This is a genomic window from Micromonospora sp. NPDC047620 (genome assembly GCF_043205005.1).
Classification (GTDB): Bacteria; Actinomycetota; Actinomycetes; order Mycobacteriales; family Micromonosporaceae; genus Micromonospora.
The window spans coordinates 1-17,646 of the sequence record NZ_JBIDDG010000041.1 but is presented as its reverse complement, the minus strand read 5'-3'; the positions used below and the strand labels follow the sequence as shown (position 1 = coordinate 17,646).

At 67.9% G+C, this 17,646-nt stretch carries 9 protein-coding genes; 4 read left to right on the top strand and 5 right to left on the bottom strand.

Translation table 11 applies throughout. The annotated features are described in order from the left end of the window. Window positions 1-101: 101 nt before the first annotated feature. A complete protein-coding gene (locus ACGF5C_RS31275) occupies window positions 102-791 on the bottom strand; it encodes a DUF998 domain-containing protein (protein WP_393307453.1) in 690 nt (229 codons plus the stop codon). Window positions 792-1,314: 523 nt separating this feature from the next. Here ACGF5C_RS31275 and ACGF5C_RS31270 point away from each other — a divergent pair. Continuing rightward, window positions 1,315-1,608, top strand: a complete 294-nt coding sequence (locus ACGF5C_RS31270; protein WP_393307451.1) for a transposase family protein — start codon at window positions 1,315-1,317, stop codon at window positions 1,606-1,608. A 577-nt stretch (window positions 1,609-2,185) separates the two neighbouring features. Here ACGF5C_RS31270 and ACGF5C_RS31265 read toward each other — a convergent pair. The 4 genes from ACGF5C_RS31265 to ACGF5C_RS31250 form a co-directional block, all read right to left on the bottom strand. Beyond that, window positions 2,186-2,461 (bottom strand): hypothetical protein, encoded by a 276-nt coding sequence (locus ACGF5C_RS31265; RefSeq protein ID WP_350684079.1) that lies wholly within the window; start codon window positions 2,459-2,461, stop codon window positions 2,186-2,188. Window positions 2,462-2,508: 47 nt separating this feature from the next. Then, a complete protein-coding gene (locus tag ACGF5C_RS31260) occupies window positions 2,509-2,940 on the bottom strand; it encodes a hypothetical protein (RefSeq protein WP_393307449.1) in 432 nt (143 codons plus the stop codon). 140 nt (window positions 2,941-3,080) lie between these two features. Beyond that, window positions 3,081-3,830: a VOC family protein gene (locus tag ACGF5C_RS31255; RefSeq protein ID WP_393307447.1), complete on the bottom strand. Its 750-nt coding sequence runs from the start codon at window positions 3,828-3,830 to the stop codon at window positions 3,081-3,083. A gap of 177 nt (window positions 3,831-4,007) precedes the next feature. Further along, on the bottom strand, window positions 4,008-4,583 hold the full coding sequence (locus ACGF5C_RS31250; protein WP_393307445.1) for a DsbA family protein: 576 nt from the start codon (window positions 4,581-4,583) through the stop codon (window positions 4,008-4,010). A 710-nt stretch (window positions 4,584-5,293) separates the two neighbouring features. Between ACGF5C_RS31250 and ACGF5C_RS31245 the strand changes: the two genes are divergently transcribed. The 3 genes from ACGF5C_RS31245 to ACGF5C_RS31235 all read left to right on the top strand — a co-directional run bounded on the left by ACGF5C_RS31245 (window position 5,294) and on the right by ACGF5C_RS31235 (window position 16,851). Beyond that, window positions 5,294-8,662, top strand: a complete 3,369-nt coding sequence (locus ACGF5C_RS31245) for a LamG domain-containing protein (RefSeq protein WP_393307443.1) — start codon at window positions 5,294-5,296, stop codon at window positions 8,660-8,662. A gap of 163 nt (window positions 8,663-8,825) precedes the next feature. Then, on the top strand, window positions 8,826-15,644 hold the full coding sequence (locus ACGF5C_RS31240; protein ID WP_393307502.1) for a polymorphic toxin-type HINT domain-containing protein: 6,819 nt from the start codon (window positions 8,826-8,828) through the stop codon (window positions 15,642-15,644). A 64-nt stretch (window positions 15,645-15,708) separates the two neighbouring features. After that, window positions 15,709-16,851, top strand: a complete 1,143-nt coding sequence (locus ACGF5C_RS31235; protein WP_393307441.1) for a Clp protease N-terminal domain-containing protein — start codon at window positions 15,709-15,711, stop codon at window positions 16,849-16,851. Window positions 16,852-17,646 lie beyond the last annotated feature (795 nt).

The window sequence follows — 17,646 nt, the reverse complement described above, 5'->3', positions numbered from 1 at the left end:
GCCCGGAAACGCCGAGCCATCCACACGGTCAGCGGGACTGGTGAAGCGGTGGCTGGGCCTGAGGTAGGGCTCGCCCGCTCAACGGTCGAAGCGTCGGTCGATCACCGTCTGCTCGACGTCGTCGTGGCGAGCCTGGCGATCGTCGCGGAGAGCCACACAAGACCCAGGGCCGCTCCCGTGAAGAAGAGCAGGACGCTTGCCGCCGAACCGACGAAACCGGCGACGACGACCACCGGAACGATGCGAGAAGCCAGCGCCCAGCCACGCCGGCCCTGGGCGGAGAAGCGACGCGCGAGCACGATGAACGCCGCGCACAACGCCAGGTAGCCGATCATGCCGCCGGCCATGTGGACGGCGCCGTGGGTGCTGAGAGAGGTGGTCGGGCCGTCGGAGGTGCCGACGGGGAAGCCGGCACCGGGGTCGGCGGCGAACACCGCGCTGACCAGGAATGAGGCGCCGAACACGGTGACCAGTGGGGGTGCCCAGGTGGTGCCTGGCCCGTCCTGCAGCGCCCGCCGCAGGCCGACCGCGCCAGCGATGATCAGCATTCCGCAGACGACGAAATTCATCACCTGGATCCAGCCCAGATCTCCGAGGCTGAGCTGGCTGATGGCGTTGCGGGTGAAGTCGAAGCCCTCGCGGGTCAGGCCCTGGATCACGCCCGCCGCCAGGAACAGCGGGCCCGCGGCGATACCGCAGCCCATCAGCATCGTTGGACGAGTTCGAGTACTGGTGGTTCGGGGCCGCGCGCCCGCCGGCGCGACCGGCTCGACGGTGCTTTCGATGTTCATGCGTGGGTTCCCATCGGTAGGAGTCGAAGCGGTGATGACCTCCAGTCTTCGGCGGCCGGCAGCATCCATCAAGCCAAGATCGAACTAGGATCGTTGACCTGGATTCAACGAACAGGCCGAGATGTTCAGGCGCCGGGAACGTCCTGAACGGCCAGCTGGGCGTCACCTCGGCAATCCCGCCGCTGCGCGACTGCCCGGCTTGGGAGGTTGGAAGCGGTGCTGTCACGGAACACAGCTGCGGTGACCACGACCGTCAGCCGGTGCCGGACACCTCGCCGGGCCCGTGGATCAGGCAGACCGGCAAGCGCTTCGGGCAGCCCACCGGCGGTTTCGACAACGCTCAGAGCCGGTGCGCAGGACAAGGACGAGATCAGCGATGATGGCAGTGTGGGCATGACTCACTTCGGGCGATCAGCATGGCGTAGAGAACCTTGATGATCTTCTGAGCCGGTCATGCCCGTCTTGCTGCCACCAACAGCGGCGCTTCTACTCCAAGCCCCACAAGGCAGACACCGTCACGACTTTGCCGGGGCCCTGGGTCACCCATGACGTGGTGGCCGCCTGGTTCGGAGTCCATCGCTCGACGATCACCCGCAGTGTCGCCGAGGTGCGGCCGCTGCTGGCCGAGCGTGGCTGCCGGGTGCACGACGGCGCGCGGCTTCGCACGTTCGCGGACGTGGTGGCGTACCTGGGTCACCAGCCACGCGCTCTGATGGACGCCACCGAGGTGCGGGTCCGCCGACCGGTCGAGGGCAGGGCGGGCCGGGACCGGCTTGTGTCTGGCAAGGCCCGGCTGAACACGATGAAGCCCTGGTGAATTGCGATCCGGCCGGTCGGCTGTTGTTCTGCGGCGAGACCCGGCTGGGCTCGATGCACGACCTCACCCAGGCGCAGACTGCGGGCCTCGTCGACCTGCTCCTCCTTCAGGCGCCGATCGGGGTTCAGGTCCTTGCCGACGCTGGCTACCAAGGACTCGGTGCGGATACCGCCGGCGCGGTGATCACCCCAAGGCCCAAGCCGCGGAAAGGGCAGGGGTCGCTGCCGCCGAGGGGCATCGCCGCACGACGCGGCTCGTTAACGGCACTCGTCGCAGCGCATTCGGGTCGAGCATGTCATCGGGCACCTCAAGAACTGGCGGATCCTGTCCCGCTACCACGGCCGACGCGAACACTTCGATGCCTCCATCCGCGCCATCGCAGGCCTGCTGTCCGACGAGCCGACGCCGGCTGCCCCGCTGACGGTGCGGCGGGTGGACCCACTCGTCGCCTGACCGATCGACGACTGTCGTGAGATCGCTGGAGACGACCCCGAGACCGGTGACCCCACACCTCGGCGGGCGGGCCGTGTCGACGGCCTGACGCTCGCCGGGCAGCGCACCGACGGGCCTGTCGACCTTAGGAGACCTCGCCGCGGACGATCGCCACCGCCACCCGGCAGAACTCGTCCATGTCCGGCTGGAAGCCGGCCGCGATGTCGGGGTGCAGGCCGCCGCGCGTCTCGTCGAGCAGCCGTTGGCAGACCTGCTCGACCGGCTCACCGGCGTAGCTGGCCCGGACCCGTTCCGTCGCGGCCTGCAGCGCCGACGTCAGCTGGTCCTCCAGCGGGCCGCGCAGCTTCTGCTGCACGGGATCGAGCCCGCGAGGGTCCAGCGTGACATGTGGCTCCGACATCGGCGCTCCTTTCGTCGGCGTCCGCGGTACCCCACCACGGCCGTCGGTCAAACCACGTTCGGTGCGGCGGCGACCCGCACCTGGTACGAGAAGTCATCGGCCGGTTCCTCCACGTACGACAGCCGGCGGATCTGCCGGTCGTCCTCGTAGAGGGCGACGTCCACGAGGACGCCGAGGTGCGCCAGGCCGATGCTGGCCACCCGCTTCTTGTCCTGGAGCACCGCGCACACCCCGCCGAGCAGGGTGCTGGCGTCGGAGGTGCGGTGCCCCGGCGGGCAGCGCAGCACGAGGTCCACCTCGACCGGCCCCGACAGCGGGGTCCAGCCGGTGCGCTGGGCCGCCTCGCAGGCCGCCAGGAGCAGGGCGCGGACCCTCGTCGCCTGCCGGTGCCCGGCGGCGAAGATGGACAGCGCCTCGGTCTTGACCGGTGGCAGGCCGCTCACCTCGAACGTCAGGGCGAGAGCGCGGGTGTCCTGCACGACGGCACCTCCTCGTTGGGGACGATCCTGCCCAACCGGTGGAGCGGTGCAGGGGAGTTCCCGCGAGAACCAACCGATCGGACAGGATGGGGTCGGCCGGAGGCGTGTCGACGTCGGCGGCGAACGCGCTGGCTGCGGAGCTACGGAAACGTTAGTCGACCGGCCGGCCGCTCGGTAGCTCCACGCTCACGGGGTGGGACGCGGCGCGAAGGCGCAGACTCGTTGTCCTCGGGGTCGGCCAGGACCCACCAGCGGACCGCGTCGTCGGGCTCGCGCAGCAGCGTCGCGCCGGCCCGGAGCAGCGCGGTCGGCTCCGGGTCGGTCAGGTCGACGTCCCAGTGCATCCGGTTCTTGACCGTCTTGCGCTCCGGCACGGGGTCGAAGACCCACCAGTCCCACGGGAAGCCGGCGGCGCCCACGACCGAGGCCGCGCCCGCGTCGCCGGCCTCGACCTTGCCGCCCGTCACCCCGGCCCACCAGGCGGCCTGAGCAGCCGGGTCGGCCGCGTCGACGACCAGCTCGAACGGCCCGGGCCGGGCGTCCTCGCGGGGCGGGAACGCGCAGAACAGGTTGCCGTCGGGGTCGGCCAGCACCCACCAGCCGATCTTCGCGTCCGGCTCGCGCACCAGCCGGGCGCCGGCCGCCAGCAGCGCCGCCGGGTCCGCCTCGGCCAGGCGCAGGTCCAGGTGTACGCGGGTCTTGACCGTACGCGGCTCGGGCACCCGGTTGACCCAGATCGACTCGGCGCCGGACCGGGCGGCCCGGGGGTCGACCCGCGTGTCCCCGTCGCCGAGGTCGACGAGATCGCCGTCGAGCACCCGCGCCCAGAAACCCCCCGTCTCGCGGGGGTCGGCGGCGTCCAGGCAGAGGTCCTTGAAACTCGCGATCACGCCCCCATCATCCCGCCCCACCCCGCCCGACCCGCCCCGCCACGCCCGCTCCGCCGACCAGTCCGCCTCTCCACGCCAGCCTCCACCAGCCCCGTTGATCATGAGGCTAGCGGCGACGAAGCGGACAATCTTCCCCAACAGCCTCATGATCAACGGGCGAGGCGGGAGGAGGGAGGGTCAGTGGCGGGCGCGCTTGAGCTCGTGGAAGGCGGGCATCCGGATCAGCGGGAGCAGGGAGTCCCAGATGGTCAGGGCGTCGTCGGTGGGGACCTCGGTCAGGATGGGGCCGTGGACGCCGCGTTCGGCGCCGGGCAGCATCAGCACGGGTGAGCCGACGTCCGGGCCGGCGGAGGCGTACGCCAGCGCGTGCGACTCGCGTACCGCGTCGTCCCAGCGGTCGTCGTCGAGGGCCGGCGCGGCCTCCTGGAGGTCCGCCGCCTCGACGGCCGCGGCCACGATCTTCGGCGACAGCGGGTTGCCGGCGTCGTGGCTGCGCGCGCCGACCTCGGCGTAGAACCGGGCGACGTCGTCGTGGCGGCCGTCGGCGCGCAGCGCCTCCACCAGCCGCAGCGCCCGGCTGGAGGCGGTTATCGCCTCGGCGAACTGCGGCGCGACGTTCCCCTCGTTGAGGATGGCCAGGCTGAAGGCCCGCCACTCGAGGCGCAGCCCGCGGGCGTCGGCGACGGCGACGAGCCACCGGGACGTGCGCCAGGTCCACGGGCAGGCGGGGTCGAAGAAAAAGGTGGCGTCCATTGACCCGACGGTATACGCCAGCGCTGTGCTCCCGCGCTACGGCGGACGATCCCGTCCGCCTCCACGCGCCATCGATCTCCGACGTCGCAGGTCGACCTCAGTGGCGCCCGTGCCGCCGGTGCCGCCCGTCTGGCACCCAGTGTCACCGCAGAGGGCCGACTCCTGGCCAGCCGGTAGCCCCGAGTGCCGCCCCGCTTACACCTTCTACCGCAGGTTCAGTGCGCATCGACGCCGGGTATGCCCCGGCGCTCGGCCGACGTTGATCCGGATAATGATCCCTCTTGTTCGAGTTAACCAAAAATAATCGACTATAGCCGATATAGAAGGCCGCGCCGGAATTGATCGAAATCGACGGATGTGACTATCGAGGGCTGGTTGGGTGTCCCGGTGCAGTCATTTATAACGATTCGATAAATGTCGACGATTTCCGTGGGGTTCGCCGTCGATGTCGACCGGCCTCGCAGGCTGGTCGCGGACAGTGATCCTTGCTGATCGCGACCCCGCCCTCGGGTGGATTCCGCGCCCTCGGCGAGCCCGTGACATCTATTAATCTAGATTTATCTATCACTTGCCTCTCCCTTCGATTTGTGGGAACCCAGTTACAGTGCGCGCACTCTTGGACATCGCTTTGCGGGGGAGCGCTCATGTCTCGCCGGTACCTACGTCGGTCGTGCCTTGCCAAACTGTTGGGGCTCACCCTGGTGGCCGTCATGGCACCGGTAACCGGACCGGCGGGGGCTGCGCCGCCGAAGCCTGAGTGCCGCACCGAGGTCGTGGTCGAGGCGGATGCTCGGGTGCTCGCCCAGGCCTGCGGCGTTCGGGTGGAGGTGACCTCGCGTCGGTCAGAGCGATCGTTGACCTACGTGAATCCGGACGGCTCGTTCACCTCGGTGATCTCGCCTGTTCCGCAGCGGGTGCGGCAGGGCGCGGGTTGGGCGGACGTCGACCCGACCCTGATCCGCCGAGGCGACGGCGCTATCGCCGCACGCGCCGTGCTGGAGCCGCTGGCCCTCTCCCGGGGCGGTACCGGACCGCTGCTGACGTTCGGCAAGCCCGGTCGACGCTACTCGCTGACCTGGCCGCTGGGGGTACTGCCGCAGCCGGTGCTGAACGGGCCGACCGCTATCTACCCGGAAGTGCTGCCCGGGGTCGACCTGCGGATCGATGCTGGGGTCGACTCGTACCGGCAACTGCTGGTGATTAAGACCCGGCAGGCTGCGAGCAACCCAGCGCTGCGGCGGGTGGCCCTGTCCCTCACAACCGATGGCGTCGCGCTGCGGGCCGGAGCCGGTGGTCGGGTCGAGGTTGTCGACACCGCTGGTGCCCTGGTCTTCGAGTCATCTGGGGCATACATGTGGGACTCGCCCCAGCCGGTCGTGCCGGCCAACGAGATCGCCCGGGGTGCGACGACCGCTGCGAAGGCGGCCCAGGTGGAGGCCGAGCGTACGGCCCAGCATGGAGAGCCGACGCCGCACCGGAGGGAGCGGATGCCGGTCGAGGTCAGCAAGACCGAACTGGCCGTTCTTCCGCTGCAGCAGATGCTGACCGCGGCCGACACCATCTTTCCGGTCATGATCGATCCTGCGTTCTCTAAGCCCGCACCCATGTGGTACACGAACGTGATGGACGACAGCCCGAACACGTCCTTCTACGGGGACTATTCGGAGCTGCGGGTCGGCCGGGCCTGGACCACGTCCAACGTGTGGCGGGCGCACATGCAGTTCGACACGGCCGAACTCAAGGGCAGCACCATCCTTACCGCCGACCTGTCGATGACCGCCGACCACACGGCATCTTGCAGCGGTACGAGTATCCAGCTCTGGCAGACGCAGTACGTGTCCAGCCCGGGGAGTTACACCTGGTACAACGACTCCGATGGCGACTGGATGTCCAGATTGGACACCAAGACATTTAGCGCCAACGAGTCGTCCTGCCCCGAGGGTGACGACGAAAACGTCTTCGGTGGCTACCTGAAGGGCAAGCTGCAGGCGGGTGCGACGGGCAACTCCAGCCGGTTCACCGTCGGGCTGCGCGCCAGCAACGAGTCGGATCATTACCAGTGGACCCGGTTTCTTGGCAACAAGAGTTTCCTGACCGTCACCTACAACCGTAAGCCGAACCTGCCGACCAACATGGCGATCTCGGACTGCTACCTGAACTGCACGTCCAGCCCCGTGGTGTCCCGCAAGGATCCAGAGCTGTCGGTTTTCGGTACCGACCCCGACCCGAACACGATCCTGACGGTGTATTTCGAGGTGCAGACCTCAGGTGGCGCGGTGGTGGCCAGCGGAGCCAAGACCGGTTACGCCAGCGGGCCGACCAAGCCGTCCCAGCCGGCCAAATGGCGGATTACGCCACTGCTCGGTGACGGCAGCTATCGCTGGCGGGCCCGAACTAGGGATGAGCAGAACAGCTACTCGGACTACACCGGCTGGTTCTACTTCTCCACCGACTCCACGGCACCGGCCGTACCAAAGGTCACACCGAGCAACTCGTCCCTATACTTCCCCGACGACAACTCCGGATCGTGCAGCGGCGGCATTGGCGTGAACGGTGCATTCAATCTCAGCGCCGACACCAGCGTGTTGCAGTTCACCTGGTCGCTGGACGGCGGCGCGTTCAGCAGCCCTGTCGCCGCCGGTGGCACCAGCCCGAAGACCGCGACGATCAACGTCAAACCATTCAAGGACCTGGCACGTACGCTGCGGGTGCGGGCCTACGACGGTGCGGGCCGCTACGGCGAAGCCAGCTACGAGTTCCGGGTCTGCTCGCCGGAACCGGAGGCGGGTCACTGGAAACTCGACGGCAGCTCCATGGACGACGAAGACCTGATCGCCGTGCCGCACCACGCGAGTGGCCACAAGGTCGTCTACACGCAGAGCCGCCTCGCGCCGGAGCCGGACCAGCCGGAATACACGATGACGAGTGGTCTGCGGACCTTCATCCCGGCAGAAGGCGCCGTGTTGCCGCTCGAGGACTACGAGGGTGTGGAACAGGTCGCGCTGCCCTTCGCTTTCCCGTTCTACGGCGGCTCGTACAGCCAGGCCTGGGTGGACATCAAGGGCATCGTCGCCTTCGCCGAGTTGCCCTACTCGATGTCGTACGGCTGGACCATTCCCTCGTCCCCCTGGCAGAACGAGGCGAACCTGGCGGTCTATCCGTTCTGGGATGACCTCATTGTCGAGCCGGATTCGAGCATCCGTACGGCGGTGCACGGTACAGCGCCGAACCGGGCCTTCATCGTGGAATGGCGCAACGTCGGGTTCTGGGCGTCCAGCACCGCTCGAGTTACGTTCCAAGTGCAGCTGCACGAAAACGGCACGGTTGTGTTCGCATACAGGGACATCGCCGCGGGCGACCCGAGAGAGGACGGCAGGAACGCCACGATCGGCATCGAGAACGCGGCCGGCAGCAGGGCGGTGGTCTATCACGCTGATCAGCAGCCACTCTCGACCGGTTACGGCGTGACCTTCACGCCCACGGGATACGTGGCGCCCTACTACCCAGAGGGGTACTACGAGGCTCGGTTCGACGGAACAGCCTCGATCAACACCTGGTCGAGCCTCCCGGTCCTGGCGACCGGTCCGCATCCAGAGACCGGGGAGAGGCGCAGTTTCGGCGTCGCGGCCTGGGTCCGGGTCACCGACACCACGGCCTACCGGACTGCTGTCTCCCAGCAGGGAGCCAACAAGAGCATCTTCGAGCTGGGCTATCAGGCCGGCTCGACCAACAACTACTGCTTCACCATGTTCGAATCCGACTCCACCGCCGCCGCCGGGACCCGGGTCTGTGCCACCGCGCCAGTGGTGGCCGGTGAGTGGGTGCATCTGGCTGGGGTCTATGACGGTCCTAGCGGAACCATGACGCTCTACGTGCATCACAAGGACGAGTTCGGCTTCGTTGACACGGGAAGAACGGAGATTCGGACCGGATCGTTCACCGCGGTCTGGGACGCCACCGGTGCGTTCACCATCGGCCGGGCGATCGCCGGAGCCCATTTCGTCGGCGACATCGACGAGGTGTGGGCGTGGCAGCGCACCCCGGAGCAGACCGAGATCGAGTTACTTGCGCTGAACTGAGCGCCCAACGAGACCTTCTTCTAGCAGTCGTGAGCACCGGCCGGGGCCGGTGACGGGGAGGGCTGTAGCGATGTTGACCAGGCACGGCCGCAGGACCGTATGGCGTGGTGCCCCGCGGATGGCGGTGGTGGCCCAGCGGACGAAGCGGCTCGGTTGGTTGTTGGTGGTGGTGCTGGCGGCGACGTTGGTGCCGTACGTGCCGGCGGCCTCGGCAGCCCCGAAGTGGGATCCGCCGGGTCCGGACCGGGCGCCGGGGATCGCGGTCGGCAAGTTGCCGTGGACTGCCCGCCCGACCTGGACCGCGATTGGCCGAGAAGTGCGCGGGGACGCCACGGTCGCCTGGCCGGCGGCGGGCAGCGCAACGATCGAGTTGACCACGGCCCAGCCGACGTCGCCGGGCGCTCTGCCGGCGGCCCCAGCGCGGGTCCGGGCCGGTGGGCTACCGGTGTCGGTGGCCGCCGTGCCCGAACCGGACCCGGAGGTCAGTGGGCGGGCCGGGGCCGGGCCGCTGCGGACGGTCGGGGTACGGCTGCACGACCGTGCCACGGCAGCCCGGGCCGGGGTGGACGGGCTGCTATTGCAACTGCATCGGGCCGACGCGGTTCGCCGAGCTGCCCGGGCGCAGGTGGCCGTTGACTACCGGGAGGTCGCCGCCGCGTTCGGCGCAGACTGGGTTTCCCGGCTGCGGCTGACCATGCTGCCGGACTGCGCGCTGACCACGCCCACCGCGGCCGGTTGCACGGCCGGCACCCCTCTGCACTCCACTCGGGACTTCCGATCGGGGACGGTGACGGCAGAAGCGCCACTGGCCGCTGACGGCAGTGCCACGGTGCTGGCGCTCTCGTCAGAGGCGTCCGGAGACAACGGGGACTACTCGGCGACGAGCCTGACGCCCGCCTCCACCTGGGAGGTGTCTCCTCAGACCGGGGCGTTCGCATGGTCCTATCCGTTGCGGATGGTGCCCGGGGTGGGTGGGCCGGAGCCGTCGCTAACGCTGTCTTACAACTCGCAGGCGATCGACGGCCGCACTGGCGGCACGAATGGGCAGGGTTCCTGGATCGGCGACGGCTGGGACATGTGGCCCGGGTTCATCGAGCGGACTTACCAGACGTGCAGCGAGGACACGGACGCGGTCGGTGGCGATGATCCAAACAACAAGGAAAAAAAGACCGGCGATCAGTGCTGGTGGCGCTACAACGCCACGATGTCGCTGAATGGGCAGTCCACCGAGTTGGTGGATGCCGGTGGCGGGAAGTGGAAGGGAGTCGCCGACGACGGGTCCCGAATCGAGCTGCTGAAAGACACCGGATTTGGCAACGGTGACAACGATGGCGAGTACTGGCGCGTCACCACTATGGATGGCACTCGGTACTACTTCGGGCGGCATCACGGGATCGGTGGCGCGAGTGCGGGCACCGAAACCAACTCGGTCTGGACTACCCAGGTATATGGCAACCACCCGGGCGAGCCAGGCTACAAGTCCGGGGATTTCGCCGGGTCGCGGCAGACGCAGGCGTGGCGGTGGAACCTCGACTATGTCGAGGACGCCAACGGCAACACCATGATGCTCTTCTATGGGAAGGAGGCTGGAGCGTACGGCCGGGAAGCCGATACGAGCAAGCGGACTACCTATGACCGGGGTGGCTACCTCACCCGGATAGAGTACGGCAACCGCAAGGACGCCTCCTCGGTCACATACGCCGCAGCCCGGGTGGTCTTCGACGTGTTGGACCGGTGCAAGGCGGGGGCGACCTGCTACGACAGTGGCGGCAAGCCGGTGAAGCCGTCGTGGCCAGACACCCCATGGGATCTGTACTGCGACGCCACCCCGTGCACCGACAAGTACACGCCGGTCTTTTTCACCCAGAAGCGGCTAGCGAAGATCCGCGCTCAGATACACACCGGGGGCGGGGGCTACTCGGACGTCGAGTCGTGGTCACTGCGGCACGAGTACCTGGATGCCGGCTACCCGTACGGCGAGGGCATCCCGATGTATTTGCGCGGGCTGACCCGGACCGGACACGTCACCACTGCTGGTGGCTCCGCGGTCTCCGACCCGGAGATCGTCTTCGACCCGGGAGCGGACCCGTTCGCCAATCGCGTTGACGGGCCAAATGACGGGCGGACGGCGCTGTTCCGTTGGCGGATCCGGACCATCACTACCGAGACCGGTGCGCAGATTGTTGTCACCTTCAAGCCGACCGAGTGCACGCGCTCGGCGCTCCCCACCCCGCACAGCAACACGAAGCGGTGCATGCCGCAGTACTACAGCAACGACGGGACCGATCCGACGCTGGACTGGTTCCACAAGTACGTAGTCGACTTTGTCGACGTCACCGACAACACCGGCGCCTCCGAGGCGCAGAAGACCTACTACGACTACCTGGACCCGCCGGCCTGGCGGTACGAAGACAGCGAGTTGGTTAAGGAGAAGAAGCGCACCTGGGGCCAGTTCCGCGGCTACGGGCATGTCAAGGTCCGCCAGGGACTTGCCAGCGGCCCACAATTGATCAGCGAGTACCGCTTCCTGCGTGGTATGGACGGAGACAAGCAGCCTACTGGCACCCGCAACGTCTGGGTGAACGACTCCTTCGGCGGCTCCATCGAGGATCATGAGGCCTACTCTGGGCTCACCCTGGAAGAGACGACCCTGGACGGTGCGACCGGGGCATGGGTGACGGGCAGCATCACCGAGCCCACCGTACCGGCCCAGACCGCCTCGGCGAACTCACTCAAGGCCTTCATGGTCAATACGGCGAAGAACCGGAGCTACAGCCGTACGGTCAGTGAGCCCGACGGTGTCCGCTGGACCGAAACCCAGACGAAGTACAACAGCGACAACCTGCCGTACGAGGTCGACGACTTGGGCGACGTGACGATTGCGGCCGACGATCTCTGCACTCGGACCTGGTACGCCCGGAACGCTAGCAACTGGATGCTGGACCGGGTCAAGCGGACCCAGACCGTGGGGGTCAGTTGCGCCACCTCCGCCACCTTGCCCGGCGACCTGGTCGCCGATTCGCGCACCACCTACGACGAGGTGACCAACAACTGGGACACCGATCTGCCGGTGCGGGGCCTGCCGGTCAAGACCGAGGAGGTTGAGCGGTTCTCCGGCAGCACCCCGGTCTGGTTGACCACCTCCATCACCGGCTACGACGCCAACGGGCGGACCACCTCGGCCACCGATGCCCGCGGCCACACCACCGGTACCAGCTACACCCCGACGTTGACCGGTCCGGTCACCAGCACCACCGTGATCAACCCGAAGCAGCAGTCGGTGACCACGACCTTCGCCCCGGCCTGGCACCTGCCCATCCGGACCATGGACGCGAACGACGCGATCACCGACTTGGCCTATGACGGGCTGGGCCGACTCAAGCAGGTCTGGCAGCCGGGCCGGACCAAGGGCACGGACCTGCCGAACATCGAGTTCGACTATCTAGTGCGCAACAGCAAGCCAACCGCCGTGACAACCCGGCGGCTGCTGCCCACCGGGACCGGGTTTAAGACCTCGGTCACCCTCTTCGACGGGTGGCTGCGGGAACGGCAGACCCAGACCCAGGCGCCGGGTGGAGGCCGGGCGCTGACCGACACCTTTTACGACTCACGCGGCCTGACCTGGTGGAAGGCGCATACCTACTACGACATCAGCGGCGCCCCGGTTTCCACAGATCTGGTTGGCACTACCGGCCAGCCCGTGGTGCCAGCGCTGACCGAGTATCGCTACGACGGCGCCGGCCGGGTCACATCGGAGATCCTCAAGGAACAGGGTATTGGCGGCACCATCAAGTGGCGCACCGACACCAGCTACACGGGTGACCTGACCACAGTCATGCCACCGGACGGTGGGACCCGGACCGCGACCCTGGTTGACGGCCGTGGCCGGACTGTCGAGTTCCGCGAGTTTTCCACTGCCAGCAGCTACGACGCCACCCGCTACACCTATACCGATGCCGGCGAACTGGCCACCGTCACCGACGCAGCTGGCAACGTCTGGAAGTACTCCTACGACCTTCGCGGCAACAAGATCCGGGACGAGGACCCAGACAAAGGCGTCACTGCCACCGAGTACGACGCGGCCGGCAACATCACCAGGGTCACCGACGCCCGGAACACCTCGCTGGTCACTACCTACGATGAACTGGGCCGCCGGACCAGCCTGCGGGAGGATTCGGCCATCGGCCCGGTCCGCGCCGAATGGGTCTACGACACCCTGGCGAACGGCGTTGGCAAGCTCACCAGGTCAGTCCGGCACGACAACGGCCAGCAGTACGTCAGCGAGGTGTTGGGGTACGACAGCGCCGGGCGGGCCACCGGCACGACGGTGACGATTCCGTCGTCTGAGGGAGCGCTCTGCGCCTCCACGGCGACCAACGCATGTAGCTACACCTTCCGGACGGCCTACAAGCCAGACGGGCAGACCGCCTCGACGATCCTGCCGGGCATCCGCAACGACCTCGCCGCCGAGCAACTGCTGTTCAACTACAACGACGTCGGTGCCCCGACGACGATCAGCTCGAACCTGGGCATCCTGGTTTACGCGGTTACCTACAACAAGATCGGCGAACTGGTCGAGCGTCAGTTCGGCGCTCTTGGTAAACGCGTCCAGATCAACTACACCATCAACGACATCACCGGCCGGCTGGACCGGACCAAGGTTTCCCCGGAGAACAAACCCGTTCCGGCCCAGTTTGACTACACCTACGACGCCTTCGGCAACCTAACGAAGATCGTCGACAGCCCGTACGGGCAGAACGCCGACACCCAGTGTTACCGCTACGACCACGTGCGCCGTCTGACCGACGCCTGGACTCCGTCTTCAGGAGACTGCCAAGCCAGCCCCGACGCCGACACCCTAGGCGGGCCGGCCCCCTACTGGCACTCCTACGAATACGCTGGCGCGGAAGGGTTGACCGGATCCCGCACCAAGGAAACCTGGCACGCCGCCGATGGTGACACCGTCCGCACCTACCAGTACCCGGCACAGGCCGTTGCGGCCGGCTCGCGGCCACACGCCCTGCGGCAGGTCAGCACCGACAAGCCCGGCACCGGCACGGACACCCTGGACACCTACGCCTACGACGCCGCCGGGAACACCACCGTCCGTAACCTGGCCGGCGTCGAGCAGACGCTGGACTGGGACACCGAGGGCCGACTCACCGCGGTCACCAGGTCCGGCAAGACCGTCAGCTACCTATACGACGCCGACGGCAACCGGCTGATCCGCCGCGATCCCAACGGCACCGGCACTGTTCTCTACCTGCCAGGTGGCATGGAGGTCAAGGTCGCCGCAGGGGCTAGCACGGCCTCTTGCACCCGCTACTACAGCCACGTCGACCAGCAGATCGCTGTCCGTACCAAGGCGGGCGGCACCATCTGGGTGGTAGCCGACCACCACGGCACCGCCGAGGTCAACCTGAATGCGGCGGATCTGACCGTGCAGCGGCGCCGGACCCTGCCCTTTGGCGAAGTCCGGGGTGACCCGCCGACGGTCTGGGCCGGGGACAAGGGCTTCGTCGGCGGCACGATCGACCCGACCGGCCTGACCAACCTCGGCGCTCGGGAGTACGACCCGTCGACCGGCCGGTTTGTCTCCGTCGACCCGGTCATCGACACCAACGACCCACAACAAATGCACGGGTACGCGTACGCAAACAATGCGCCACCCACCATGCTCGACCCCGACGGGCTATGGCCGAAGTTCCTCAAGCAGGCGGCCGGCGCGGTCGGCAACGCCGCCGACAAGGCCACCAACGCCGTCGCCAACGCCTCACAGAACGTCGGCGAGTTCGCGGTTAGCGCGGCAAAGGAGACCTACCAGTCCGTCAAGGAGGACCCCCTCAAGTTCGCCTGCGAAGTCGCTGTCGGCATCGCCGTGACCGCAGCGGTGGCCAGCGTCTGCGCCACCGGTGTGGGCTGCGTCATCCTCGCCGGCGCTGCCGCTGGTGCAGCCGCAGCCGGCAGCGCATACGGCGTGGACGTTGCCCAGGGGGAGCGGGAGTTCTCCCCGAAGGACCTCGCAACCGAGATGGTGGTGGGCGGTGCTGTCGGCGCCGCTACCGCTGGCCTCGATGTCGGCGTGGACAAACTCGGCCGCAAGTTCGCCGGGAACCTCGGCTTCATCGACGACGCCTGCCAGGTGCCGCACTCGTTCCCGCCGTACACGCGGGTGCTGGTTCCCGGCGGTGAGAGCAGGGCCATCGCCGATCTGGAACCGGGTGACACGGTGGCTACCACCGACCCGGAGACCGGTGAGGACAGCGCCGAGTTGGTCGTCGCCACCTACGTCAACACCGACTACGACCTCACTGACGTGACGGTCACCGACGTTGAGGGCGACACCGAGGTCATCGAGACCACCGGCCAGCACCCGTTCTGGGACGAGACCGACCAGGCCTGGGTGGCGGCGGCTGACCTGCGTGTCGGGCACCGACTGCGAACCGCGCACGGTGAAGCGGTCGTGGTCGCCGAGGTCGACAACCGGCTCGGCGAACGGCAGATGCACGACCTCACCGTGCAGCACGTGCACACGTACTATGTGCTGGCCGGCGACGACCCGGTCCTGGTGCACAACTGCGGAGGTAAGCATCGCGGCAAGGGCTACTCCGACCAACCCACAGGTTACGAACCCAGGCACGGCCGGGAGTTGCGCAGCCACGGTTCGCCCAGCCTGGCCACTCGGCTGCTGCCCCCGTGGGCGCGTGCCGCGATCTACGGCGCCGGCGAGGGCGCGCTGGAAACGTACGAGAAAAGCCTGCTCGCCAAGGCGTTGGGTCTCCTGCCGAGCAACCACTGGTCGAGGCAAGCTGCGGAGTACAGCAGTCGGGCCTACTACGGGGCACGGAACGCGAAGAAGAGCTATCGGGACGCTGGCGGCGGCTACGCCGGGCACCGCAAGCCCCAGCCTTATCGAGGCAAGCACCGGCACACCCCGCAGCACCGGTCCCAGTACAACCCCAACCAGGCGACCGGGATCTGACTACGGCCGGCCAGGGGCCGGCGACCCGAGCGGCGCGGCGTAGCACGGGAAGACGGAGGTGATCATGTCTATCACGATCAGCGACGGCCTCTACTCAGTACTACGCCGCGCCGGGCACGAGGCAGCAAGGCTCAAGAGCCCGAGCATCGGCAGCGACGACCTACTCTTCGGGCTGTTGGGACGTTATCCGCAACTACGCCCGGCGATCCCGCTCCGGTCGCCGCCGGTCACGACGGTGGAGCCGCCGCACGAAGTACCTGCTGACCCCGAGCTGTCGGTGGGGCTGACGCTCGAGCTGGCCCGGGCGATGCGGGAGGCATTCTGGCGCTCCTTTGGTTGGCCCGGCCCGGCCAGGGACCGGTTCGCCGGGACACCCGGCTGGGAGCCCGAGGCAGCGATGGTGCTGCGCGTGGCCGCCCTCCTGGCGGTGCGTCGCCGGGCTCCGTTGGTAGGGAGCAACCATTTGCTGGAAGCGCTCCTGGAGACTCCCGGTAATCGCGCCATACAGAACATCGCCGAAGATCGTTTCCTGCCTGGCCGGCTCGACGACGTGGCAGCTCGGATTTGGCCCCAGGGCGACCAGGAACCGCCCCGGTTGGGCTTGGCTGGTCCGCTTCGGCAGATCGGGGTGCTCGCTGTCTCGAGCCCTGCGCCGGCCGGCATGTTCAAAGCCCGCCTTATCTCCTCGGCCAGCCGGTTGCTCAGCCAAACCACGCCGGCGCTCGGTTGGCTGGAGCTGGAGGCGGTGGCCGAGACGGTGCGGCTCGGACACGATCGCACTGTGCCGGCCCATCTGATCATGGCGGTGCTCGTACTAGAGGAAGAGATGCGGGCCGGGAAGCTGCATCCTCGTGCGCCCTCCGGAGCCGCGAACGAGATCCTGCTCGGCCACTTCGGGCTGGCTCGGCAGAAAGCCGGCCTAGCCGTGGCCGCGACGGGCTACGGCGGAGAGTTCACCGGGCCGCAGCGCAAGCGGGCTTGGCGCACCGATCGGAACAACCCGCCATGGACCGTGGCGGCGGCCCGGATTGCCGAGCGGGCCCGGGAGTTGAGCACCCTCGGCGCCCGGGTGCCGGCCGGAAGCGCCCACCTGATCTACGCCCTGTTGACCGACTCGGACGAGGGTGGTCCGCAGCTGCTTGGTGAGCTGGGCGTCGACCCGTCCGTGATCCGCGACCTGGCCGCTCACCGCCTCGGCCTGGCCTAACAGTCAGGATGTGGGTGAGTCCCGTACCGCGGTCTGACCCTTGGACTGACTGATCGGGGCCTTGGGGATCTGTTGGCCGTGCCGGTATGGGGTGCACTCACCGGATGTGGCGATCCTGACCTCACAGGAGCCCGGCCAGAGGCCCGTCATGTCTTGTCCATCCTCGCCCGGCTGGGTGCATGCCGCCTACCCAGGCGAGGAACATGACGGATATACCACCATGACAGCAGCTCATCGAGGTCACCGATGGTGCGTAAACCCACCGCGACACGCAAACCGCACCGACGGCCCGCACCGCATACTGGAAGGACCCTGACAGATAGGCGGAGGTGCTGCGGAACCTGCGGGTCGCCCGCCGCGGAGTGGTCACCGTCCGCGCCGCCACCCAGCGGCAAGTGAGACGCTGACGTCACCGAGCCCGAGCAGGTCCAACCCGGCTGCGTCGGCTACCCGGTCCGCGAACTCGTGGCCATCTCGCGGCGGCCGCCCGGCAGTTCGACCCGGCTACGCCGTCATCATCGTGCTGCGCAGTCTCGACCGCCGTTACATCAGCCCACCGCAGAGACCACCGAGCTGGACGCGTTGATTACACCACTGGTTACCGCGATCAACCGCGGCTGCTCGCTCCAAGGCGCGGTCAAGGTCGCCGGGCAGTTGCTGGTCACCGCTGGCGACAACCCCGACTGGCTACGCAGCGAGGTGAGGTGTACCAAGGATCCTGGACATGTCCTCCGAGTTGAGAGGATGAGTCCATGCCCGAGCAGCGTCGTCGGTTCAGCCCGCAGTTCAAGGCCG

Bases quoted from the DNA above. Each gene is read 5' to 3' on its own strand.
- ACGF5C_RS31245 (WP_393307443.1), top strand. From the start codon at position 5,294: ATGGCACCGGTAACCGGACCGGCGGGGGCTGCGCCGCCGAAGCCTGAG.
- ACGF5C_RS31250 (WP_393307445.1), bottom strand. From the start codon at position 4,583: ATGGACGCCACCTTTTTCTTCGACCCCGCCTGCCCGTGGACCTGGCGC.
- ACGF5C_RS31275 (WP_393307453.1), bottom strand. From the start codon at position 791: ATGAACATCGAAAGCACCGTCGAGCCGGTCGCGCCGGCGGGCGCGCGG.
- ACGF5C_RS31265 (WP_350684079.1), bottom strand. From the start codon at position 2,461: ATGTCGGAGCCACATGTCACGCTGGACCCTCGCGGGCTCGATCCCGTG.
- ACGF5C_RS31235 (WP_393307441.1), top strand. From the start codon at position 15,709: ATGTCTATCACGATCAGCGACGGCCTCTACTCAGTACTACGCCGCGCC.